A 21,020-nucleotide genomic window follows, 5' to 3' on the forward strand; every position below is an offset into this window, starting at 1 on the left:
TCACAGGACAAACACGTTACTTTATGCAACTTTGCATATAAAAATTATAACGTAGATTGGATTACTTGATCATACACATCGTTATCCCTTACATCCGCTGTACTAATACCACTAAACGTCCTCACATTAAATCCTGTATTCGATGATCCCGATCCATTATAAGCTTTCGTTTTTTCAATCGGCTGCACGTTATATTTATCCCCTAAATTAATCGTTCCATTACAGTTTTCAATAATAACCCCTTCCACAACTGACGGCATTTTGTCACCTACTTTCATCTCCTTACTTTCATTTTATGAAAAGCGCCTAAAAAAATAGCATGTTTCAATAAGAAAAAGCACTCAAATTGAGTGCTTTTTCTCTAAGCATGAATGGCAAGTTTGGAGACAGTTGACTTCTTCAAAATTTTATTAGGGGTAATATTTTGAAAAAGAAAGCCTTTCATATGTAGCTTAACATCGCTGGAATATATAGTGAATTGATAATCTTTATACGGAAGATTGCCAATGTTTAGTATAGATACTTTCCACTATACTAACAGTAAAAACTCACCTCCACTAAACAACAAAAAGTGCCCTCAAAGAAGACACTTTTCATAAACAGACACTATAAAACAGAATTATTTATTGTTATACGATTGTTAGATACAAAAAAGTAGAGGAAATGTTTGTACAAAATTCTGCTTTATAAAGCCTGTCTACAACTTATATTTTAATCCTCTTTTTTTGAAAAGAAATACAATATGCACAATTACATACAAAAAAGAAAAGACACTCTACTGAGTGCCTCTTCAACCACTTTACTTTTAATATATCACCTTACATGCATTTTAACATATGTATCTATATATTTTGTTAAGAAAATTCAAAATCCTTTTTCTTTCATTTTCACTTATAAAATCATGTAATATAAAAGGTATGTCAAATTCTTATACAAGTTGAGGTGTACTATATTTATGCTGTATTTTGGAATTATTCCTCTTATATTGTTTATTATTTTTCTTATCTCGTATTTAAAAGATCCGCGAAAAATAATAAACGGCTTTTTATTTAATGCCTTTATCTGTTTTTTCCTTCTTTTTTGCGTGATCGTATCTTTGAACTCAGATAGTGCTGTCTTGCGTTACATTATATTTTTACCTTTTTTAGCACTCCTCATTATGCTTCCTTTCGGTATTATCGCTTTAATGTTTGGATTATTTCTTAATGCTAGAATTTTAATGAAGCGAGAAGGAAGACGGTTCACTAACTGTTTAACGCTCCTTGCTGCTTTAGGGATGTTATTCTTTATGTTACTCCCTATTATAAATCCAGCAAGTTTGGTCTCATCACATTTAGAGCCTATTTTTGCAGGTATTTCTCTTATAAGCGTATATTTCTTTATACACTTATCTAACTTCTTAAGCGCTTATTTTCTATACCAATTCAACAGACCAAGACGTAATCAGGATTTCATTATCGTTCTTGGTAGTGGCTTAATTAATGATAAAGTACCACCTTTACTTGCAAGTCGTATTAATAAAGCAATCGACTTTTATTGGAAACAAGCAGCTGTGAATACACCACCAACAATTATTTTCTCTGGTGGACAAGGTCCAGATGAAGGGCTTCCAGAAGCAGAAGCGATGCAAAATTATGCTGTTGAAAAAGGAATTCCTCTTGAACATACAGTGCAAGAAAATCGCTCTGTAAACACATATCAAAATATGTCGTTCTCTAAAGAAATTATGGATTCTTTAAAACCTGAAGGTAAGTATAGAAGTATCTTTACAACGAACAACTTCCATCTTTTCCGCGCTGGTATATATGCAAGACAAGCGGGTCTTAATAGCCAAGGAATCGGATCAAAAACTGCATTTTATTACTGGCCTAATGCAATGATTCGCGAATATGTCGCGATTATCGTAATGGGACGTAAGCGCCATATGAAAGTGTGCGGGACTATTTTAGGTTTCGCTTTATTCCTAACAGTCGTTAGTCTTATATTTTCTTAACAACACCCCATCCTTTAAAAGGATGGGATTTCCTATACCCATTTCAAAAATATTTTAAAGATAATATGGTGATAATATTCCCTGCATACATCCATTAAAGGAGAATTTTTTCAGATTAAATGTTAAAATAAAATTTAGGTGTGAATGATGTAACAAACAAGAAACTAGTTTGAAACGAGGAAATTACATGGAGAAAATTATCAAAAACAAGCCCAATAAGCTAAAAATCGCTTCAAAAGCTTTGATGATTATTATTGGGGCGTTTATCACAGCGTACGGATTAGAAGCAGTATTAATTCCAAATAACGTATCAGACGGTGGTGTGACTGGTTTAAGTATCGTTAGTTCAAGACTATTTGGATTGCCATTAGGGGCTCTAATCGCAGTTATTAACATTCCTTTCGTTTGGTTAGGATATAAACAAATTGGTAAAAGCTTTGCAATTTATTCTATTATCGGGATTGCTTCATTAGCAATAGGTACCGTTGTCATGCACGGAATACCAACTATTATTGAAGGCGATACACTACTCGTTACAGTTGTTGGTGGTATTATTATCGGTTTCGGTATGGGACTAGCACTACGTAACGGCGGCGCATTAGATGGAATCGATATGCTAGCTGTATTACTTTCTCGCAAGTTACCTTTTGGAACGAGTGACCTTATTTTATTCTTAAACATGTTCGTGTTTATTTTCGTATCAACAGTATTCGGTCTTCAAGGAGCTATTCTTTCGGCAATTGCTTACTTTATTGCTTCGAAAGTGATTCATATCGTTGAAGTTGGTTTAAGTGGTTCGAAAACATTTAAAATCATCACAAAAGAGCCTGAATTAATGGTAGAAACCATTCGCGATCGTTTAGGCCGAAGCGCAACGTATAACGAAGTATACGGTGGTTATTCAAGAGAGAAATTCAAAGAAATCTCTTGTGTAATTAACCGTTTAGAAGAAAGTAAAATGAAGGACCTGATTAATGAAATCGATCCTAATGCCTTCATTACAGTTTATGATGTAGCTGAAGTAAAAGGCGGTAATTTCAAGAAACGTGATATTCATTAATCGTTATACAAAAAAGAGGCAGTCCCCAAATTTCGGGACTACCTCTTTTTATTATTAAGTTGCTATCGTTGTCAGTTTTTGTCGGTAAGTCGATATATTTCAATAATCGCTGATATATTTTGAGTTGCGGTCGATATATTCTAATAATCGCTGATATATTTTGAGTTGCGGTCGATATATTCTAATAATCGCTGATATATTTTGAGTTGTGGTCGATATATTCTAATAATCGCCGATATACTTTTACTCCCCCCATCTTCCTCCATTCTTAATCCATGCCACGTATTTTTGAAAGACGGTTACTTCATGTTGAAAGCGAAGCGGAAAATACAAAAAGAGGGTACATGTACATAGTATCCATAGAATACCTACTACAAAGTGAAATTTCATCGTTGTGCTAATAAACAAGCTGAGGAATAAGACGAGGAACATAATCAAACTAAACCTTTTATATATAGTCATACTAATCTCCTCCTTATAACTTAATTGTACCAGCTAAAAGGAATTAATTCCCACACAACAAAAAAAAGACCGAAAAGCAACTTCCACCTCTCGGTCTCTCTACTATCTTCTTTTCGTAACTTTCCCTGAACCGCCAACCCTTGTTTTCGGGGGAGACGTATTCTTTGGCGGAGTTTTAATGGATGATTTCGGCTTCACATCAGATCCGCTCGATCCATCTGGCATTTTCGTAATTTTCCCTTTGCTTCCGGTAGAAGGTGGAGGCGTCGTATTACTTCCTTTTTCAGTAATACTTCCCTTATCACCTACTGATGATTTCGAATCTACATTATCGCCTCGCTTAATGATAGATCCTTTCCCTTCCTTCGTAATTGGAGGCGGGGTTTTCTTTTCTTCTTTCGTAGGTGGCCTTTCCGGGATAACCGGTTTATGATTTTGTCTATCGTTATATCCGCGATAATCACCGTATGATGATTTCCGTGAACCGAATATATCGTTTAATATACTCCCCATAATATATCCTTGTAAGAAGGATGGTTGGTAATTTTGACGAACAAATTCTTCATTACTTATTTCAATTAGCGTATCAGATGGTTTCTCTTTATCCTTTTGAAGATTATACATTTTATCAGAATAAACGAGGAACATTTGATTTTCGTCTTCTTTAGATGCTTGCTTCGGTTTCCTTTCGGCTATAAGTTCCTTTGCGACTTCAGGAACTGACCGATTGGCGGCCCTATACACGTAAGATTCTTGTTTACCTTCTTTTGCGACAGACTCAAGCGGATAACGGTCTTGAATTGACTTCGCTTGACCACTTTGACAGCCTGATAAAGCATAACCAGCAATAACAAGTAATGTAACGATAGCAAGTATAGGGATTACGAACGATTTAATCATGGTAAACAATCGGTTTGACATGATTACGCCCCCCTTATGTTGCTCTTATGATTTGTACATCAGCAGGAATAATTGTTTCTCCCTCATACATCATTGTGCGACCATTCTGCCATTCAATACGTAATAATTTTCGGTTATCAGATTGGAATTCCCATACGTGCTGTTCTTCTGAAGCAGCGAATGGTGTTTTCCCCATGACAACAACACGTCCGTTATATTGCTCTTCCATATGGTACTCTGTATCATCCATTTCAATTGTCGTCGGAATTTCATCAATTGAATCTAAACGACCATCAATCGGTGTATATAATTTGTAATACGTATTTTCACGGTCTTCAATTTTTAAATAGCGAATATCTTTCCCGTCCTGCAGGGTTAAAACAATCTCCTTACGAGAATGCATACTCGTTTTCCCAGTTAATTCGTACATTACTAACGAAACTTCGATCATATCGCCAGGAGCTAACGTTAAAAGACTCTTTTCTGGTTTCGGCGGTTCCGGGCTTTTCATTATATTTTTAATACGTTTAAATAAGCTCACAATCTACCCCTCCTTCTCTCTTTATAAACAAGCACCTAAAATAAGTGCACCAACAATATGTAATGAACCAGCTAACATCGCATGTGCTACGCTGCCTTCTTTCGTTCCTTCTTCTAAATCAAGACCTGCCATTTTTCTTAAAACAAATTCAATAAACATTTCTACAACTAATAAAATAACGAAAGAAACTGCTGAAGCAAGAAGTGCCTGCCATAAATCATTCGCTTTCGTAATCGATTGGGATAAAATATAACCTTGCGCAAATAATTTCATAACGAAACGAGTTGTTACAGCTGTATTCCCGTTTTTTATTTCTTTTAAATCATTGTATTTTGTAAAAATCGAATCAACCCACATAATTGCAAATAAAAGTACTGCACTTGCTCCAGTCCATACAAGCATGGCTAAAACATTCGTCCACGTCATTGCAAAACCTCCTCTAAAAGGTAATAGAAAACCGACATGAATTCTCTTCAGACATGTCGGCTTCTTTGTCTATTCTATATTATTTCTCATACTGCTTCATAATACGAGCTAATTCATCGTCAACAGCAGAATTTTTGTTTAAGCTTGCGAACTCATCGTCTAATGACTTTTCTTTCTTGTAAATTTCACCGCTTGCTTCTGCTTCAGCCTCTAATTGAAGAGCTTTCTCTTCCATACGGCTTAAACCAGCTTTTGCTGTATTTGAGTCAAATCCAGACATCGCCTGATTAATATTCTTTTGTGCTTTCGCCGCATTTACACGTGCTACAAGTGTTTCACGTTTATTTTTCAGCTCTGTTAATTGCTTACGCATTTCTTCTAGTTTCAGGCGAAGATTATCAGCAGCAGCTTTATTTTGCTCATAGCTCGCTTTATATTCATTCATCTTTTGCTCTGCATTTTGTTTTTCTTCAAGAGCACGACGCGCAAGATCAAGATTGCTTGCTTGAACAGCCATATGAGCTTGCTCTTCACGTTTTTTCACAAGTGCTTCTTGCTCTTCAAATAATATTTTAAATTTCTTCTCAAGTGCGATTTGAGCTGCTACACTTTTCTCAGCTTCTTGTACATCCGCTTGCATATCGCGTAAATATTGATCCGTCATCTTAACTGGATCTTCAGCTTTTTCAATTAATGAATACACATTCGACATTGTTAAATCTCTTAATCGTTTAAATACAGACATCCAAATTCCTCCTATGATATACCTCATATTTCAAATTCACTACTTGGAAATTTAAAAATCTCCCTTTACAGTAAGAATATTCATTTTTACGACCTATGTGTTTATTATAACAAAACAAAGATGTCCTTACATGTTATTTCCAAAATACATACAATATAATATGACATTCTAGATAGAATATTGTATTCCTACTATATTCTTATTATTTCTTTTCTCAAAATTAACTTATTTTTACGTACTTTCACTAAATTACATAATTGTAATGTTACTGTAAGCTAACTCGATAGTTACGTTTCAACATTTCTTATACACTAATACCAGAGGCAACACAATAACAAACATGCTTCTCATCATTTAAGGACTAATACAAAAAGTGTATTTACTATAAAACATACAAAGAGGAGAAATCATCATGAAAAAATTAGTAGGAATCGGGTTAGCTGCAGCAATTTCATTCGGAGCATTATCAGGTTGTTCTTTATTAGGAGAAAAGGCGAACGGCTTTGTACTGTACGGATCAGAAGAGCAAGTCACGCAAATTGCAGATAAAAACAAAAAAGAAGTAAAAGAAAAAGATATGTATAAAATGAAACTTACAACACTTGAAGATAAAAAAGTTCTTGTAATGGATAAAAAAACTGGTGAAGAGTTTGTTAAAAAAGAATTACTGAAAAAAGTCGATAAAAATGACGACACAAAAGCAATTGATAAATTACCAGCTGTAACAGCAGACCAAGGTGTATTATTTGCAAAAGATAAAGTAGAAAATGCTACACTTGATGGAGCAAAATTAAAATATGAAGGCAACACAATTATCGGAAGTGGCCGCGCATATGCAGATATGTTCGCAATAGTTGACGATACAACTTACGGAAATGTAAAAGGTGAGGAAAAATCTGTAGGTGTACTAAAATTCGATAAAGACCCTAGTAAAGAGTTCCCTGGAAAAGTTGGTGTAGAATCCGCTCAACTTGTTACAATTAAAAAATAAGTAAAAAAGCTTTGCGAAATTCGCAAAGCTTTTTTCTATTTATGAGCAATTTGCTCCATATCAGGACTACAAGTTTGTGACTGACATGATTTATTTAAAGAACATGCTGCGCATTTTCCTTTTTTACTTCTCTTTACAAAATTCACTAGCGTATATGTTGCATAACCAAAAATGATAGCTCCAATTATAATATTGACCATCATCGTAATACATCTCCTTCTAGAATCCGAGTAAGGACCCAACTTGGTATATAATGAACGTTAATACATAAGCAACAACTAATGGATACGCGACTGAGAAAATTGTCCATTTCATCGATCCTGTTTCGCGTCTAATAACAGCTACTGTCGCTAAGCATGGAACATATAATAAGACAAAGAACATAAATGCGTACGCTGATAAAGCAGTATAATGTGCCCCCATTACATTTCCTAGCACATCTTCTTTAACCGCATAAATAATTGCCATTGTAGAAACAACAACTTCTTTTGCTAAAAATCCTGTTAAAAGAGATGCCCCAGCTTGCCAAGTTCCAAAACCGAGCGGTGCAAATAGTGGCGCGATAAATCCACCAATCATCGCTAAGAAACTATCTCCCATATCAACACCAAATCCTGATGGACCTGCATAGTTTAATAACCAAATAACAACCGAACCACCGAAGATGAATGTACCTGCTTTACGAACAAATCCTTTACCTTTCTCCCACGTGCTGAGCCATAACGTTTTCGCTTGCGGCACACGGTAAGGAGGTAATTCAATTACGAAAATAGATTTTTCCGCTTTTAAAATAGTAAGAGACATAATTTTTGTAACTAATAGGGCAAGAACTATACCCGCCACATATAAAGAAAATACAACAGTCGCCTGACTATGAGGGAAGAACACTCCCGCAAATAATGCATATACAGGTAAACGTGCTGAACAAGACATAAACGGTGTTACAAGGATTGTAAGTAAACGTTCTTTTTCCTGTTCAATCGTTCTCGCTGCCATAATCCCCGGAACGTTACATCCAAAACCGATAATCATCGGAATGAACGCTTTTCCGTTTAAACCGAAAAATTCCATAATTCTATCCATAACAACTGCAATTCGTGCCATATATCCCGAGTCTTCTAATAATGAAATGAAAAAGAATAGTGCAAAGATTTGTGGAACGAATACTAATACCGCACCAACACCGGCAATAATACCTTCTGTAACGAGTGCTTGAATAAAATCAGAAGCCCCAACACTTGTGAGCCCAGCTGTAACCCAATCAGTAAGTTGTCCGCCAAAAAATCCATCAAGCGTATCAGATAAAGGCGTACCAATCCACGTAAACGTAACCTGAAAAATAAAAAACATAACTGCTAAAAAGATTGGAAGTCCTAAAATTTTATGTGTAATTAACTTATCGATTTTTTCCGAAAAAGGAATTTTTCCTTCTTTCTCATGCTGAATGACATTTGTTTTTAACTTTTCAATATACGCTTCACGAGTTTTGTAAATGTGCTCTTCTAACGTACAATCAAGTTTTCCTTCTAAACGAGATCGAATGGCTACAAGTTCCTTATAAATTGGTAATGCTTTCATTTCTTTTTCTACTACTTCGTTATTACTTAAAAATTGAAGGGCTAACCATCTTGGATGCTCATAATTCGCTGTCTCTAAAAGAGCAATTACCTCTCCGATTCCTTCATCCAATTGTACACCATATGAAATAATGAATGACTTTTTCTCTTTTTGTTTCTCTTCATGAAGAGTAGCAAGTAATTCTTCACAGCCTTTTCCGCTTCTTGCAACGACAGGAACAACTGTTACACCTAATATTTCTGATAATCGTTTTACATTAATAACAATTCCTCTTTGCTTTGCCACATCAATCATATTTAAACCAATTGAAACCGGCTTACCAAATTCAAGTAATTGTAATGTTAAATGCATATTTCGCTCAAATTGCGAAGAATCCACTATATTTAACATATGATGAAATTCGTCTGTTAGTAGAAAGTTTGTAACGACACCTTCATCACGTGAAACTGGATTTAAATCATAAACGCCTGGTAAATCAATTAGTGTTCCTTGCTTATCTTTTAATTTACCAACCTTCTTTTCTACTGTTACACCGCTCCAATTTCCTACATATTCATAAGAACCAGTGAGCGCATTAAATAATGATGTTTTCCCTGTATTTGGATTCCCTAGCAAAGCAACCTTATTCACGCTAATTCCACCTTTATCATTTTCGCGTCACAATGACGAATACTAATTAACTGTCCGCGACACTCCAATGTACAAGGACCTTTAAACATCGCTTTCTGTTTCAGGCGAAGTTCGCTTCCTTCCGCGAGACCGAAAGCAGCCAGTCTTCTCTTTAGTAAATTATCTAACGACTGAATACTTTTTACTAACACTTTCTCACCAATTTTAATATCTACTAAGCTCATAACCTTCCCCCTCAGAAGAGAATGATAATTATTTTCAAAAAAATTATATCATACTCTATTTCAATTGGACTATATCTTTTTGCTTCATATTTATTAACATTTCAATACAATTATATTTCACTTATTGTCATACGAGGTTCATTTGCCATTCTCATCCATTTCGCTTACAATAAAAAATAGCAAATAAAGAATCTCGTTATCACAGGGGGAGCCTTATCGCTGAGAGGGAACACTTCGTTCCGACCCTTAGAACCTGTTAGTTAATGCTAACGCAGGGATTGTGCAAACGTCCGAAATACATACCTCTTTTTCATTTACGTATTTCGTATCCTCCTATGATAATGTTCTTTTTTGTGCAACTTGGATTTAGGGGGAGACAACATGCGTAACACCAATTTACAAGCGATGATCGAATCTGCTATTCTTGCAGCCTTCGCCTTGATTATCGACATTTTACCATTATCAATTAAACTTCCAACAGGCGGTTCCATCTCATTTGCTATGATTCCTATTTTTATTATTGCATACCGCTGGGGCTTCAAAATGGCTTTCTTAGGTGGCTTAATTTGGGGACTATTACAAATTGTCGTAGGTGATGCCTACATTCTAACACCAGTGCAAGCATTCATTGAGTACTTCGTTGCCTTTGCCTTTATCGGCTTTGCTGGTTTATTCTATCGTCCAATTCAAAAAACACTTGCCTCAGAAAACAATAATGCAGAGCATTCAAGTTTCGGTAATCGCAAAGATAAACCAAAACAAAACAAGGGAAAAAAAGCACTCGTTTACATTATCCTTGCCACATTTGTCGGCAGCTTTGCACGTTATTTCTGTCACTTTATTGCTGGTATTATTTTCTTTGGTCAATATGCACCTAAAGGACAATCAGCTGTCTTATATTCATTAATTGTAAACGGCAGTACAATGATCGGCTCTTTCATACTATGTACTGTATTACTAATTCTTTTATTTACAACTTCACCACGCTTATTCAAAAGCATCGGTGCTTATCAAATGAATAGAGCAAAGAAGAGCGCTTAATGAGCGCTCTTTTTTCACATCGTAATATCAATTAAAAATACAATAAATGCACAAAAGAAAATAAATACCATTATACTTAGCCAATTGCTATGCACGGTTCATCGACTCCTTACATAACCTCATTTTCTATTCAAAGTATACTGCTCCAAAATAAAGATTAGGTAAAGATAATATGAAAATAAATTAAAAAAGCGTAGATTATATTGTCTACGCTTTTTTCGGTAAATAGAAGTAAAATAACACACCATCTTCGGTATTCTTCACCCCATATTCAGCATTATGCAGTTCTAAAATATTCTTTGAAATTGCAAGACCAAGCCCTGTTCCACCTTGTGAACGCTGGCGAGCTGCATCCACTCGATAAAAACGATCCCAAATTTTATCTAATTGTTCTTCTTCAATGTGAGTACCTTTATTTTCGATACACACTTTTATATGATTCGTCTCGTCTATTGTGGAAATAATAATATCTTCTTTTTCTGGTGTATAACGTATTGCATTCGTAATAAAATTCACAATTACTTGTTCAATTCTATTTTGATTTCCAATGACTTCTGCTGGACATATATGTTTGTGCACACTCAGTTCTTTTTTCTCTATCTCCGGTGAAAGCTGTTCACATATTTCTTCAATCGCTCCATCTATATAGAAAGAATCCATATTCATGTTATACGTGCCAGACTCGAATTTAGCTAATTCAAGCATATCCACAATTAGTATATCCATCTTGTCTACTTCTTTTTCCATTGCCTGAAAATAGTAGTCTTTCTTATGTTCAGCTACCCCATCTTTTAAAATGGAAATACAGCTTTTCATAATACTAAGCGGCGTTTTTAGTTCATGCGATACACCTGCAATAAATTCTTTCCTTGTGTTTTCTAACTTTCTTTCTTTTTCAATATCTTGCTCTAACTGTCCAATATGTGAATGTAGTTTATTAGATAATGTATTAATATTTTGCGATAAATCACCAATTTCATCTTTTGAAGTTATCGGAATTTTTTCTGTGAAATCCAAATGTGCTATTTTCTTCGTTGTATTATTTATTTTTAATAATGGTTTTGCAATTTGTTTTGAGTAATAGAACGAAGCTAGAAAAATAAGAATGACTACAAATGCAATAATGTAAATGTAGTAATCTTGCACCATTTGCACAGCCTCGTCTACAGGTTGTAAAGAAGCCATCGCATATATATATGTTACTGATCCGTCTTTTTCTTTTATTGGTTTAATTAATAATTTATATTTTATATCATTCTTTTCATAGTCCATTGTTTGTGTTGCATATTTTATTTGATTGCTTTCTTTTAATAATAAATTAGCTTGAAATTCTTTTATATTATCCAAAAATAAATTATTTTTATAAATTGGATTTACAGGTCCTTTTACATCAGGGAACTGTACTTTCGTAACACGTCCTCCTATATAAACATCTGATTCCTGAGCAGCTTGTTCCTGAACGGCCGGCTTCTTTTCCTTAGCAAATTGTTCTTGAGCCGCTTTCTTTTTCTCCTCATTTAATTTAATCACTTTCCCCTGAAACGCTTTTTCTAACGGTTTATTAGATCCATTTAAATTTTGCTTACTTAACGTGAAAGAGAATGGAATGAAACTATCTTCTTGTTTCACTCCAGAAACATAAATTTCTTGTCCTAAAAACTGATCTGATGATTTATTATCAATCTCCTCTATATTGACGAGATTGTATAAGGGAACCTTGAATATTTGTTGTCCAAAGTTCTTTTGTTGCCTACGGTCTATCGTTACCTCAAAATAAAAATCATCCGCATGTTTTAAATTCCCATTCTGATCTAACGTCGTAATCCACGTATTATTTTCTCTTAAAAAATCTTGCTCCAGCTTCTGAATTCCATCTGCACTTCCTGCATAATTTAAATAGTTCTTTACAAAAGAATTTAAATTTACTTTAATACCTTCCACTTTTCGATTCGCATAATATTGCTTAAAAAATATCGTTTGTCCAATAAATATCGTCGCTAAAATCAACATGCACAATGCTGTTGTGAGAGTAAATAATTTTAATACAATCCCTTTTCTCATACATTCCCCTCGAATTTATAACCGGTTCGCACTACAGTTGTAATGTACTTTGCTTTCTCTCCTAATTTATTTCGCAAATTACGAATATGGCTATTAACAGTTCGATCATCACCAGCAAACTCATATCCCCAAATTCTTGAAATTAATTGCTCTCTTGTTAGTACAATTCCTTGGTTTTTGATGAAATACACTAATATTTCAAATTCTGTATGTGTTAAAGTAATATTTACTTCATCAACAGTAACAGTACGTGACGGGAAATGGACATGAATGCCGTGAATTGATAACGTATCATCTTCATTCTCTAAAGGTTTCTTTGTTGCTTTTCTACTTTCCAACAACCTTTTCGCTCTCGCTAATAAAATAGGCGGACTATATGGTTTCGCAACATAATCATCTGCCCCAAGCTCAAACCCAAGTAACGTATCATCTTCATCTACACGTGCCGTCAGCATAATAATTGGAACCCCGGACGTCTTACGAATTCTTCGGCAAACAGACCATCCATCTAGTTCTGGTAACATAATATCAAGTATAACTAAATCGACCTCTTCTTCTTCAAATAAGACTAAAGCTTCTTTTCCGTCTCTCGCTTCAAGCACTTTATATTGTTCACTCAAAAAGTAATCCTTTAATATTTCACGTAAAATATCTTCATCTTCAACAATTAAAATGTTTTTTGACATAATCTATGTCTCCCCCTCTCGCTTTAAGAAATTACTATTCAAAGCTCTATAATTTATTTTGAATTACTCGTAATTAACTTTGCCTCGATAATATATCGATCCGGTGCATCCCCTATATAATCAAATGGATAACAAGTCGTCAATGTTAATGTCGGTTCTTCTTTTTTTACAATAACAGTGCGATCATCCGCATGTGTAATCCACATCTTTTGAATTTCATATGTGTACATTGTATTGTCATATTCTAAAATGAGATTGTCTTTTTCTTTAAGCTCCCCTAATTCTGTAAATACAGTATCCCTATGCCCGCTCAGTACAGTATGCCCGCCTCCAGATGGCGTTGTCGTTAAATCACTAACAAACATACCTACTCCTTTTTTCAATGTTGCATCATTTGCTCCCCAATATATAGAAAACTTCTTCTTTATTTTCGGTATATTTAACATTGCTACCTTTTCTCCTTCTTTATGCTGTATTTGAGAAGAAGGTACTTGCGCATTTACTGGTACCTCACTAGAAGGCTGCTTATATGTTTGCTGCTCAAAATTTTTAATTTCTTCTGTCGTTAAATCTTGTGCAGAACTTTTTCCTTTATACCATTCAAAAGCGTAATAGGCTCCCATTAATAGGCCTACTATCATTAACGTAAATCCAATACGATTTAGAACTGTCACTGTGAATCCCTCCATGCAAAAAATGGTAGGAGTAACCTACCATTTTTAATATATGAAATTATCCCATTCTTTATAGGCTAATATTTTATTTACGCTTTAACCTTATTGCGACGATTCAATCCAAATAATGTCCCTATCGCTACAAGACATGCGCTTAATGCCATCATTGCTACATTACCTGATGCTGTGTTTGGTAATTTTTCACCTTTTACAGCTGGTTTCGCTACTTCTTTTTTCTCTGCATCATTCTTTTGCCCGGCCTGAATTGCTGCTTCTTTTTTTGCAAGAGCTTCCTTTTCTTGCACTTGTGGTGTTACTTCTTTTTTCGCTGTATCATTCGTTTGTCCAGCTTTTATTGCTTCCTCTTTTTTAGCCATATCACTTTTTTCTTGTACTTGTGCTGCTTGCTTTTTCTCTGCATCATTTTTTTGCTGTGCCTTAATTGCTTCTTCCTTTTTAGCTACATCTGACTGCACTTGCGCTGCTTCTTCATTTGTCAGTGTCCCAGTTGAAGCGCTCGCTACCGAAGAATATCCTACTGTTAAAAGTGCCATCGCACAAATTGGTAATAGTTTTTTTTTCATTTTATTTCTCTCCTTTTATTCTAGGAATACATCACGTCGCACCGGATGTATTCCTAGAATAAACAAGAGATGTAAATATAAGATGCAGATGAAATGGAATTCTGTTAAAGATTTCATTATAAAAAAAGGTTATCCAAAAATAATCTTTTGGATAACCTTTTTTATTTAATCTACACTTAAAGCTTTCTTACCCATTTGGTTATAAATACTTGCAAACCAACTCTTACTTACTTTTACATTTTTCGTTCCATAAAAAGGATCATTATAATACACATAATTATCATCGGCACCTGTTAAAACGACCGCATGAGTATTCATTCGCCCATTAATTGTTTTTCCGCCTGGTGTTTTCCATGTTGTAATTGGTCTAGGATTATTTAGTGCTACAGTTACCCAAGTAACAACTGGTTTCCCATTTCGTACATAATCTTCTAGGACTGAAAAATCATTTCCTGTTAAGTTCGTTCCCCTTGCATACTTATCTAGCAATCTTTTTAATGGTTCTGGATTAATAGAATATCCTGGCGTATTTCCTGTCACATCACCTACAAACCCTACATCTGGATCTCCCCAAATTTGTGATGATGTTTTATAGTTCTTTAATTTCGTTTGATCAAAAGGCATTTCAAATGCAAATGCTACTTTATTTAATGAACGACCAATTTGATGTTCCACAAGCATTTGTAAAGAGACTACTTCACAGCCATTGTGTAATTCTGGGAATTGATAAATTGATGGTACGTTCAATATCACTTGACTACGATTAACATTGCCTTCATTAACCCATTTCAAACCATTATTAGTTTGTATTTGAATCCAACCGCCTTCTCTTTCGCCATAAACTTCTACTGTTTGCGGAGAATATTTCCCTGATACACGCGATACAAAACTAGGACTGTCATATGCAAAAAACACTTTAGATAAATACTTTGTCTCCCTTTTCGTGTCCAACCATTGGTATCCTGCATATGTACTTATTCGAAGCCACGTTCCTCTTTCTTCTACAACAGTTACTGTTTGTGGTCCATAATACGCTAAAATTTTCGCAGAGCGTGACGGAGCATCGTAAGTAGTAAAGTCTCTATCAATCTGTACTTTCTTTTCAGTTAGACATACCCATTTATAGCCTAAACTAGTATGAATTTTAATCCAATCGCCTTCTCTTTCTTCAACAACCGTCACTTCTTGCGGAGTATACTCGCCTGAAATACCCGACGATAATGACGATTCATTATATGTAACGAAGTTTTTCGCTATATTTACTTTCTTCTCAGTTAAGCACACCCACTTAAAACCCAGATCCGTATGAATTTTTATCCATCCACCGTCTCTTTCTTCATATACCTTTACTTCTTGTGATGCATACGCATTTGAAATACCTGATGATAATGATGGCTCGTTATACGTAAAGAAACTTTTCGTTATATTTACCTTTTTCACTTTTACTTCGCTATCTTTGGATTGATCTGTTACCGCAACAAGTCGCGCTGCCTCAGCACGTGTTATCGATTTGTCAGGTTGCCACTGTGTTCCATCAATACCATTTGATATACCTAATTCTACTAAAATATTAATGGATTTCTCACCCCAATGATCTTTCACATCATTAAATAATGTCGGTAATTCTCCATTAACTTTCGAATCTAATTGATATGCTCGTACAAGCATTGTTGCCATTGCCGCCCTTGTCATTTGACCGTACGGATTAAATTTCCCGTTTCCTTCACCTTTAATAACACCTGCTTTTTCCACCGCTGCAATGTAGGAAGATGCCCAATTATCTTTCGAATCTATAAAGGTCGGCTTGTCCCCTTCTTTAACTTCTAATCTTAAAACTTTAGCCATAATTGTAGCCGCTTCAGCCCTACTTAATACGTTATTCGGTGAAAATGTTCCATCCGGCATTCCTGTAATTACTTTTTTATTCACTAAATAATTAACAGACTCTTCCGCCCACCCTGGAACATCAGGGAATGATTGTGGTGCTGTTTGTAAATTACTCACTGCCCTTTTTAATTCTACTTCTCTTTTTTCCTGTTCTTCCTTTTGCTTTAACTCAAGCTCTTGTTTTTCTTGCTCTTCTTTTTGCTTTAACTCAAGTTCTTGTTTTTCTTGCTCTTCTTTTTGCTTTAATTCAAGTTCTTGTTTTTCTTTTTGCTTTAACTCAAGTTCTTGTTTTTCTTTTTGCTTTAACTCAAGTTCTTGTTTTTCTTGCTCTTCTTTTTGCTTTAATTCAAGTTCTTGTTTTTCTTGCTCTTCTTTTTGCTTTAATTCAAGTTCTTGTTTTTCTTGCTCTTCTTTTTGCTTTAATTCAAGTTCTTGTTTTTCTCGCTCTTCTTTCTGCTTTAACTCTATTTGTTGCTGCTCCAATTGTTGCTGCGTTATTCTTAATTCTTCTTGCTGTTTCTTTAATTCCTCTCTCTTTTGTTTCTCTTTTAATTCAGGATTTGTTTCTTCTTGATTATTCTTTTCTTTTTCTTCTAATCGACTCTTCTCTTCAAGCTCTTTCTTCCTTTTTTGTTCCTCTAATTCATTCAAGTTTGTCTCTTCTTGGTTATTCTTTTCTTGTACTTCTAACGGATTTTTCTTTTCAAGTTCTTCTTGTTGTTTCTTTAATTCATCTAATTTTTGCTGAACTTCTTCTAATTTTTCTTTATCTTTACTATCTTGTTTTAGTAATTCTTCTTTTTTCTGCTTTAATTCGTCAACTTTATCAAATAACTCTTCCTGCTGTTTCAAAATACCTTTTCTTTTTTCTAATTCCATTTGTCTCTCTTTTATAGCATCAAATTGTTTTTGCAATTCACTCTGTCTATCACTATGTATACTCTGTAAAGCTTCTATATTATTTTCAATTTCCGCTAGCGAACTAGAAGGAAACGCTAATAGATTTGTTGTCAATAAACTGGCTACTGCAATTACACTATATTTTTTCATCATACACACCTTTTCTAATTTTACTAAAATCCCATTTCCTACCATACGTAAAATGTAAGATTCCTCCATAATCATAGCAAATCTGTTCTACGCAAAGGGACTTTTCGTAAAAATAAAAAAAGCATCGTATAATACAATGCTTTTTTTGATGTGCCTCGATATTTATTTGTTACTTTCACGTGACTTAGAAGTAGAAAGGGCCGGAGTGATAACTAATTGTCTCGGCTCAGTTTTCTTTAAGTGATTTTTGACGTTACACTTACGACGTTGAACAACCCACGCTTTAATAGGATTTGTCAAAATAATCTTTTGCTCTTCGTTAGGGGCCTCTTCTTCCAACCTACAACTTTCGCTCCATTTATTCCATTTCATTGTAAGTTTAGAAGAAGAATGATCGTCTTCTCGATCAAACAAGTGCAAAAAATCCATTTCGCCAGCTAGCATTACGGTGTTGCTAGTTGCTAAAAAAGAAAAGGTCGTCCAACGTTTCTCCATGCCCTCCTACTCCTTTTTCACATATAGAGTGCCTAAAACTTAATTTACCTAAAATATGCTTGCCTTTTACCTTACACTTATAGTTTATCCAAAACACTACTATGCAACTATCGATTTGCCTTACAACTACCTTACATTTTTGTAAGAAACAAAAAACCTTCACTCTCTATACGTGAAGGTTTCTCATTTCTCATCTATATGATCTTTCATATGATCGACTCCAGCTTCTTGTAGCTGTGACATCATACCGTGGGAAATTGCGCCTAATACTAAAGTCATTCCAATTAGTGAAATCCGAATCGCTGGTACATCAATTATGTAAGCCAAACTACCAAGAACAATTGTTAAAAGTAATGCTTTTATAAATGTTGCACTTGTATACTCTTTCTTTTTCATCATAATCACCCTTTATGGAAGCGTTTTCTTAATGTAATCAGTATATCATATCATCTGACTATTTTGTGGGGATTTCTGTAAAAACCTTATATCTTCTTTGACTTTTTTCTTTCTATCCTTTACAGTCGAAATGTTCACAAGTTTTACACTGTAGGAGGATTCAAATGAAAATTGAAATAAAAGACACTTTAATTTCTGAAGAACAATTACAAGAAAAAGTAAAAGAACTAGCGCTTCAAATCGAACGTGATTTTGAAGGAGAAGAAATCGTTGTAATCGCTGTATTAAAAGGATCTTTCGTATTCGCTGCTGATTTAATTCGTCATATTAAAAACGAAGTAACTATCGACTTTATCTCTGCATCTAGCTACGGAAATCAAACAGAAACAACTGGAAAAGTAAAACTATTAAAAGATATCGATGTAAACATTACTGGAAAAAACGTAATTGTCGTAGAAGACATTATCGATTCTGGTTTAACACTTCACTTCTTAAAAGATCACTTCTTTATGCATAAACCAAAAGCATTGAAATTCTGTACGTTACTTGATAAACCTCAGCGCCGTAAAGTGGACTTAAAAGCTGAGTATGTTGGCTTCCAAATTCCAGACGAATTTATCGTTGGCTACGGTATCGACTGCGCAGAAAAATATCGTAACTTACCATTTATCGCTTCAGTTGTAACGGAATAAATATAATAAAATAAACTTCCATCAATTATTGATGGAAGTTTATTTTCTATCACAATTCGTAAAAAACAAAGGGAGAGAATAAAAATGACAAAGACAAAATTTGAAAAAGTACTCCTCATCGTAAATCCGAAAGCCGGTCAAGGCGACTTACATACAAATTTAACGAAAATCGTACCACCTCTTGCCGCAATTTTTCCTGATCTACATATCCTTCATACGAAAAAGCAAGGTGATGCAACAAAATATTGTCAGAAGTTTGCTAGTAAAGTAGATTTAATTATCGTCTTCGGTGGTGACGGGACTGTATTTGAATGCACAAATGGCTTAGCCCCTCTTGAAACTAGACCTACACTTGCAATCATTCCAGGCGGAACTTGCAACGACTTCTCTCGCACACTTGGTGTTCCGCAAAATATTGCAGAAGCAGCGAAACTCATTACAAAAGGACATGTAAAACCAATTGATGTTGCAAAAGCAAACGGACAACACTTTTTAAACTTCTGGGGCATTGGACTCGTATCTGAAGTATCAAACAATATTGATGCAGAAGAGAAAGCAAAGCTTGGTAAAATCGGTTACTACTTAAGTACCATTCGAACTGTCAAAAACGCTGAAACATTCCCAGTAAAAATTACTTACGACGGACAAGTATATGAAGACGAAGCTGTCCTTGTTATGGTTGGAAACGGTGAATATCTTGGCGGTATCCCGTCCTTTATTCCGAACGTGAAATGTGATGACGGAACACTTGATATTTTCGTAGTCAAATCAACAGGCATTCAAGCCTTTAAAGATTATATCGGAAAGAAACTATTTGAAGACTCAAATGAAAATGACATCTTCCACGTCAAAGCTAAATCCATTCATATTGAAACAGAAGAAGAAAAAGAAGTAGATACAGATGGTGAAAGCTCTCTACATACACCGTGTCATATTGAATTGTTACAAGGGCACTTTACGATGATTTATAATCCTGCGGTTGTGTAATGCAAAAAGAAGAGCTAAAGTTTCAACACTTTGGCTCTTCTTTTTTATTAGCAAGGCATTTTAATCTACTCTTTAATTTTTAATATAAGTTTTCATAATCAAACTCCACCCAATTTTTCCAGTGCGTATTAGCATCCTTATCTACAATAACACTTGGATCTTGCTTCTCTATCGCTGCAGCTACTGATTGGAAGAATTCATTTTCACTTACTTTCTCTTCTTCAACATGTTGCCACTCTTCCGTTTCATAAGCTACTTCCCAATCACCTTTTAAACCGAACTCTTCTAAAACTTCTTCTTTATCCCACCATAATAACTTTCTAGCTTCTTCATTAGTAGCCAGCATACGCATGAAATATATTGGATAAGACTCTTTCGTTTTCACTTCTATTCCATTATTCGCATAATCTTCTTCTGTAAATTGATATTCAAAATGATGATCACGAATTTTTAAACTACCGTTATGAATATCCGGTATAAATTCACCTTTATTATCAAATAATTCATAATCTCCATCATTTACTTGCAAAATACCGTCATCACCAATTGAATGATTCATTCTATCGCCATATACTTGAATATCATTAAATACACCTAATGAACCTACACCGAGAATTTGAAACACCATTAACCAATCCTTAGTACCTTTAAAGAAAAGAGAGAATTTCACTTGCGAAATATCCATATATTCATTATCAAAGGCAGGAAATTCATAGTTACTTTGCTTTCTATCTAATAGCTTCAAAATATCTTTTTGCATATGTATCACCTTTTCTTCAATTTCTTCAATATAAACAAAATTTTTTTTGATTTCACTAGAGTATAACATAGACATACTTGCCTTTCATTTTCTAATAATACTACTAACAAAATGACAGAAAGGTCTGTTTGCATGGCCTAGTTCTTTTTAGGTACAA

Annotated in this window: 23 protein-coding genes and 1 riboswitch; of the genes, 6 read left to right on the forward strand and 17 right to left on the reverse strand. The window is 34.6% G+C overall.

The window, feature by feature from the left end; genetic code table 11:
* Positions 1-44: 44 nt before the first annotated feature.
* Positions 45-278 carry a spore germination protein gene (locus LUS72_RS23840; RefSeq protein WP_098341958.1) on the reverse strand — a complete coding sequence of 78 codons (234 nt, stop codon included), beginning with the start codon at positions 276-278 and terminating at the stop codon, positions 45-47.
* A 677-nt stretch (positions 279-955) separates the two neighbouring features.
* On the opposite strand from LUS72_RS23840, the gene LUS72_RS23845 reads away from it, so the two are divergent.
* Together LUS72_RS23845 and LUS72_RS23850 are read left to right on the forward strand one after the other, a co-directional pair.
* Entirely contained in the window at positions 956-1,993 is a 1,038-nt protein-coding gene (locus LUS72_RS23845) for a YdcF family protein (RefSeq protein WP_097829567.1), read from the forward strand.
* Between the two features lie 187 nt (positions 1,994-2,180).
* Positions 2,181-3,053, forward strand: coding sequence for a YitT family protein (locus LUS72_RS23850; RefSeq protein WP_000411242.1), 873 nt, complete (start codon positions 2,181-2,183; stop codon positions 3,051-3,053).
* 243 nt (positions 3,054-3,296) lie between these two features.
* Here LUS72_RS23850 and LUS72_RS23855 read toward each other — a convergent pair whose 3' ends face one another.
* The 5 genes from LUS72_RS23855 to LUS72_RS23875 form a co-directional block, all read right to left on the reverse strand.
* Positions 3,297-3,515 (reverse strand): hypothetical protein, encoded by a 219-nt coding sequence (locus LUS72_RS23855; RefSeq protein WP_097829566.1) that lies wholly within the window; start codon positions 3,513-3,515, stop codon positions 3,297-3,299.
* A gap of 102 nt (positions 3,516-3,617) precedes the next feature.
* On the reverse strand, positions 3,618-4,436 hold the full coding sequence (locus tag LUS72_RS23860) for a DUF4247 domain-containing protein (RefSeq protein ID WP_098361805.1): 819 nt from the start codon (positions 4,434-4,436) through the stop codon (positions 3,618-3,620).
* Between the two features lie 13 nt (positions 4,437-4,449).
* Complete coding sequence (locus LUS72_RS23865) at positions 4,450-4,956, reverse strand: DUF4178 domain-containing protein (RefSeq protein WP_016095930.1); 507 nt, start codon at positions 4,954-4,956, stop codon at positions 4,450-4,452.
* 21 nt (positions 4,957-4,977) lie between these two features.
* On the reverse strand, positions 4,978-5,382 hold the full coding sequence (locus LUS72_RS23870) for a DUF350 domain-containing protein (protein ID WP_002067791.1): 405 nt from the start codon (positions 5,380-5,382) through the stop codon (positions 4,978-4,980).
* Positions 5,383-5,461: 79 nt separating this feature from the next.
* Positions 5,462-6,127 carry a PspA/IM30 family protein gene (locus LUS72_RS23875; RefSeq protein ID WP_070145249.1) on the reverse strand — a complete coding sequence of 222 codons (666 nt, stop codon included), beginning with the start codon at positions 6,125-6,127 and terminating at the stop codon, positions 5,462-5,464.
* Positions 6,128-6,539: 412 nt separating this feature from the next.
* Between LUS72_RS23875 and LUS72_RS23880 the strand changes: the two genes are divergently transcribed.
* The gene (locus tag LUS72_RS23880; RefSeq protein WP_097829564.1) at positions 6,540-7,118 is read left to right on the forward strand and encodes a lipoprotein BA_5634 family protein; all 579 of its coding nucleotides are present in this window, start codon (positions 6,540-6,542) and stop codon (positions 7,116-7,118) included.
* 35 nt (positions 7,119-7,153) lie between these two features.
* On the opposite strand, the gene LUS72_RS23885 is transcribed toward LUS72_RS23880, so the two are convergent.
* Genes LUS72_RS23885 through LUS72_RS23895 form a run of 3 tightly spaced genes read right to left on the reverse strand, consistent with a single transcriptional unit; the run spans position 7,154 to position 9,550 of the window.
* Entirely contained in the window at positions 7,154-7,321 is a 168-nt protein-coding gene (locus LUS72_RS23885) for a FeoB-associated Cys-rich membrane protein (RefSeq protein WP_046956111.1), read from the reverse strand.
* A 16-nt stretch (positions 7,322-7,337) separates the two neighbouring features.
* Positions 7,338-9,326, reverse strand: a complete 1,989-nt coding sequence (gene feoB, locus LUS72_RS23890) for a ferrous iron transport protein B (protein WP_097829563.1) — start codon at positions 9,324-9,326, stop codon at positions 7,338-7,340.
* Complete coding sequence (locus tag LUS72_RS23895) at positions 9,323-9,550, reverse strand: FeoA family protein (protein ID WP_002145210.1); 228 nt, start codon at positions 9,548-9,550, stop codon at positions 9,323-9,325. The genes feoB and LUS72_RS23895 overlap by 4 nt, the downstream gene beginning before the upstream one ends.
* A gap of 194 nt (positions 9,551-9,744) precedes the next feature.
* A riboswitch (TPP riboswitch) is annotated at positions 9,745-9,846 on the forward strand.
* A gap of 85 nt (positions 9,847-9,931) precedes the next feature.
* Here LUS72_RS23895 and thiT point away from each other — a divergent pair.
* A complete protein-coding gene (gene thiT / locus LUS72_RS23900) occupies positions 9,932-10,591 on the forward strand; it encodes an energy-coupled thiamine transporter ThiT (RefSeq protein WP_097829562.1) in 660 nt (219 codons plus the stop codon).
* A gap of 207 nt (positions 10,592-10,798) precedes the next feature.
* Here thiT and LUS72_RS23905 read toward each other — a convergent pair whose 3' ends face one another.
* From LUS72_RS23905 to LUS72_RS23935, 7 genes are all read right to left on the reverse strand, one after another.
* A complete protein-coding gene (locus LUS72_RS23905) occupies positions 10,799-12,652 on the reverse strand; it encodes a sensor histidine kinase (protein ID WP_264448359.1) in 1,854 nt (617 codons plus the stop codon).
* On the reverse strand, positions 12,649-13,338 hold the full coding sequence (locus LUS72_RS23910; RefSeq protein ID WP_097829560.1) for a response regulator transcription factor: 690 nt from the start codon (positions 13,336-13,338) through the stop codon (positions 12,649-12,651). Before LUS72_RS23910 ends, LUS72_RS23905 begins: the two co-directional genes overlap by 4 nt.
* A 53-nt stretch (positions 13,339-13,391) precedes the next feature.
* Positions 13,392-14,012: a class D sortase gene (locus LUS72_RS23915; RefSeq protein WP_097829559.1), complete on the reverse strand. Its 621-nt coding sequence runs from the start codon at positions 14,010-14,012 to the stop codon at positions 13,392-13,394.
* An 89-nt stretch (positions 14,013-14,101) separates the two neighbouring features.
* On the reverse strand, positions 14,102-14,596 hold the full coding sequence (locus tag LUS72_RS23920; RefSeq protein WP_097829558.1) for an LPXTG cell wall anchor domain-containing protein: 495 nt from the start codon (positions 14,594-14,596) through the stop codon (positions 14,102-14,104).
* 165 nt (positions 14,597-14,761) lie between these two features.
* A complete protein-coding gene (locus LUS72_RS23925; RefSeq protein WP_264449082.1) occupies positions 14,762-17,536 on the reverse strand; it encodes an S-layer homology domain-containing protein in 2,775 nt (924 codons plus the stop codon).
* 159 nt (positions 17,537-17,695) lie between these two features.
* The gene (locus LUS72_RS23930) at positions 17,696-18,028 is read right to left on the reverse strand and encodes a hypothetical protein (protein WP_097829557.1); all 333 of its coding nucleotides are present in this window, start codon (positions 18,026-18,028) and stop codon (positions 17,696-17,698) included.
* A gap of 183 nt (positions 18,029-18,211) precedes the next feature.
* Entirely contained in the window at positions 18,212-18,427 is a 216-nt protein-coding gene (locus tag LUS72_RS23935) for a hypothetical protein (RefSeq protein ID WP_002073368.1), read from the reverse strand.
* Between the two features lie 161 nt (positions 18,428-18,588).
* On the opposite strand from LUS72_RS23935, the gene hpt reads away from it, so the two are divergent.
* Both hpt and LUS72_RS23945 read left to right on the forward strand, forming a co-directional pair.
* A complete protein-coding gene (gene hpt / locus LUS72_RS23940) occupies positions 18,589-19,116 on the forward strand; it encodes a hypoxanthine phosphoribosyltransferase (protein WP_071744381.1) in 528 nt (175 codons plus the stop codon).
* A gap of 84 nt (positions 19,117-19,200) precedes the next feature.
* On the forward strand, positions 19,201-20,103 hold the full coding sequence (locus LUS72_RS23945; RefSeq protein ID WP_097829555.1) for a diacylglycerol/lipid kinase family protein: 903 nt from the start codon (positions 19,201-19,203) through the stop codon (positions 20,101-20,103).
* 79 nt (positions 20,104-20,182) lie between these two features.
* Here the strand turns inward: LUS72_RS23945 and LUS72_RS23950 are convergent, their stop codons facing one another.
* Entirely contained in the window at positions 20,183-20,863 is a 681-nt protein-coding gene (locus LUS72_RS23950) for a DUF7003 family protein (protein WP_097829628.1), read from the reverse strand.
* Positions 20,864-21,020 lie beyond the last annotated feature (157 nt).

This window comes from Bacillus cereus (genome assembly GCF_025917685.1).
In the GTDB taxonomy this organism is placed as follows: Bacteria; Bacillota; Bacilli; order Bacillales; family Bacillaceae_G; genus Bacillus_A; species Bacillus_A cereus_AT.

Excerpts from the sequence above, each read along its gene's own strand:
- LUS72_RS23840 (WP_098341958.1), bottom strand. The coding sequence starts at position 278 with ATGAAAGTAGGTGACAAAATGCCGTCAGTTGTGGAAGGGGTTATTATT.
- LUS72_RS23845 (WP_097829567.1), top strand. The coding sequence starts at position 956 with ATGCTGTATTTTGGAATTATTCCTCTTATATTGTTTATTATTTTTCTT.
- LUS72_RS23850 (WP_000411242.1), top strand. The coding sequence starts at position 2,181 with ATGGAGAAAATTATCAAAAACAAGCCCAATAAGCTAAAAATCGCTTCA.
- LUS72_RS23855 (WP_097829566.1), bottom strand. The coding sequence starts at position 3,515 with ATGACTATATATAAAAGGTTTAGTTTGATTATGTTCCTCGTCTTATTC.
- LUS72_RS23860 (WP_098361805.1), bottom strand. The coding sequence starts at position 4,436 with ATGTCAAACCGATTGTTTACCATGATTAAATCGTTCGTAATCCCTATA.
- LUS72_RS23870 (WP_002067791.1), bottom strand. The coding sequence starts at position 5,382 with ATGACGTGGACGAATGTTTTAGCCATGCTTGTATGGACTGGAGCAAGT.
- LUS72_RS23875 (WP_070145249.1), bottom strand. The coding sequence starts at position 6,127 with ATGTCTGTATTTAAACGATTAAGAGATTTAACAATGTCGAATGTGTAT.
- LUS72_RS23880 (WP_097829564.1), top strand. The coding sequence starts at position 6,540 with ATGAAAAAATTAGTAGGAATCGGGTTAGCTGCAGCAATTTCATTCGGA.
- LUS72_RS23885 (WP_046956111.1), bottom strand. The coding sequence starts at position 7,321 with ATGATGGTCAATATTATAATTGGAGCTATCATTTTTGGTTATGCAACA.
- LUS72_RS23895 (WP_002145210.1), bottom strand. The coding sequence starts at position 9,550 with ATGAGCTTAGTAGATATTAAAATTGGTGAGAAAGTGTTAGTAAAAAGT.
- thiT (WP_097829562.1), top strand. The coding sequence starts at position 9,932 with ATGCGTAACACCAATTTACAAGCGATGATCGAATCTGCTATTCTTGCA.
- LUS72_RS23905 (WP_264448359.1), bottom strand. The coding sequence starts at position 12,652 with ATGAGAAAAGGGATTGTATTAAAATTATTTACTCTCACAACAGCATTG.
- LUS72_RS23910 (WP_097829560.1), bottom strand. The coding sequence starts at position 13,338 with ATGTCAAAAAACATTTTAATTGTTGAAGATGAAGATATTTTACGTGAA.
- LUS72_RS23920 (WP_097829558.1), bottom strand. The coding sequence starts at position 14,596 with ATGAAAAAAAAACTATTACCAATTTGTGCGATGGCACTTTTAACAGTA.
- LUS72_RS23925 (WP_264449082.1), bottom strand. The coding sequence starts at position 17,536 with ATGATGAAAAAATATAGTGTAATTGCAGTAGCCAGTTTATTGACAACA.
- LUS72_RS23930 (WP_097829557.1), bottom strand. The coding sequence starts at position 18,028 with ATGGAGAAACGTTGGACGACCTTTTCTTTTTTAGCAACTAGCAACACC.
- LUS72_RS23935 (WP_002073368.1), bottom strand. The coding sequence starts at position 18,427 with ATGATGAAAAAGAAAGAGTATACAAGTGCAACATTTATAAAAGCATTA.
- hpt (WP_071744381.1), top strand. The coding sequence starts at position 18,589 with ATGAAAATTGAAATAAAAGACACTTTAATTTCTGAAGAACAATTACAA.
- LUS72_RS23945 (WP_097829555.1), top strand. The coding sequence starts at position 19,201 with ATGACAAAGACAAAATTTGAAAAAGTACTCCTCATCGTAAATCCGAAA.
- LUS72_RS23950 (WP_097829628.1), bottom strand. The coding sequence starts at position 20,863 with ATGCAAAAAGATATTTTGAAGCTATTAGATAGAAAGCAAAGTAACTAT.